This window comes from Janthinobacterium sp. BHSEK, assembly GCF_056174685.1.
Genome location: NZ_JBWBYV010000101.1, coordinates 1 through 1,059 on the forward strand (window position 1 = coordinate 1; position 1,059 = coordinate 1,059).

The 1,059-nt window shown below is 63.2% G+C and carries 1 protein-coding gene; it reads right to left on the reverse strand.

Going from position 1 to position 1,059, the window contains the following annotated elements:
- Nucleotides 1-3: 3 nt before the first annotated feature.
- Nucleotides 4-1,059: non-ribosomal peptide synthetase (locus AC0V2Y_RS26425; protein ID WP_475418392.1), on the reverse strand; the 1,056-nt coding region annotated here is incomplete at its 5' end.

The following is a 1,059-nucleotide window of genomic DNA, read 5'->3' on the forward strand; positions in this document are numbered from 1 at the left end:
GGCTTATTCATCTGTGGAGGTCTCTTTATTCAGAATTTCCAGCAATTGGCTTTCGGATAAATTGCCAAGGTCGTTTTTCATGCGTTCCATTTCCTCACCCAGGAAAAGCGAAAACTGCAGGGTGGTGATCACCTCGGCCAGCTGGCTCAGCACCGGGCTGCCGAACAAATCCGTCAGGGAAATCTCGATCTGGAAGACCGCGCGCACGCGCCCCATCAACTGCACCGCCATCAGCGAATGGCCGCCCAGCTCGAAGAAGTTGTCCTGGCGTCCCACGCGTTCCAGTCCCAGCAGCTCCTGCCAGATCAGTGCCAGCTCGCATTCGGCATCGGTGACCGGGGCTTCGTGATCGCGCAACGCACTGGCCGCGACATCCGGCAGCGGCAGCGCCTTGCGGTCAATCTTGCCGTTCGCATTGAGCGGAAAAACATCGAGCACGACAAAGCAGCTCGGCACCATGTATTCGGCCAGATGCACACTCAACGCGTGGCGCAGATCGCCTGCTGACGGCAGTGCGCCCGGCTGGGCGGTGAGATAGGCCACCAGCCGCTTCTCTCCCGGCAGGTCTTCACGCAGCATGACCAGCGCTTCGCGCACGCCATCGCAGGCCATCAGCCGCGCCTCGACCTCGCCCAGCTCGATGCGGAAGCCGCGGATCTTGACCTGGAAGTCGTTGCGGCCGATGAATTCGATAGTCCCGTCCGGCAACCAGCGGGCGACATCGCCGGTCTTGTACAGGCGCGCGCCTTCGCGGTCGCTGAACGGATCGGTGACGAAGCGCTCTGCCGTCAAGTCCGGGCGATTCAGGTAGCCCCGCGCGAGCCCGGCGCCGCCGATGTACATTTCGCCCGCCACGCCGACCGGCACGGGCTGCAGGTAGGAATCAACGATGTACACCTGGGCGTTGGCCAGCGGGCCGCCAATCGGCAGGGTGTGGGCGTCATCGGCGATGCCCGGGATATCGAAGGCGGTGGCGAAGGTCGTGGTTTCGGTTGGTCCGTAGCAGTGCACGAAATGCTCTGGCGGGCCGCTGCGCAGGGCACCCTTGATACGGCTCAG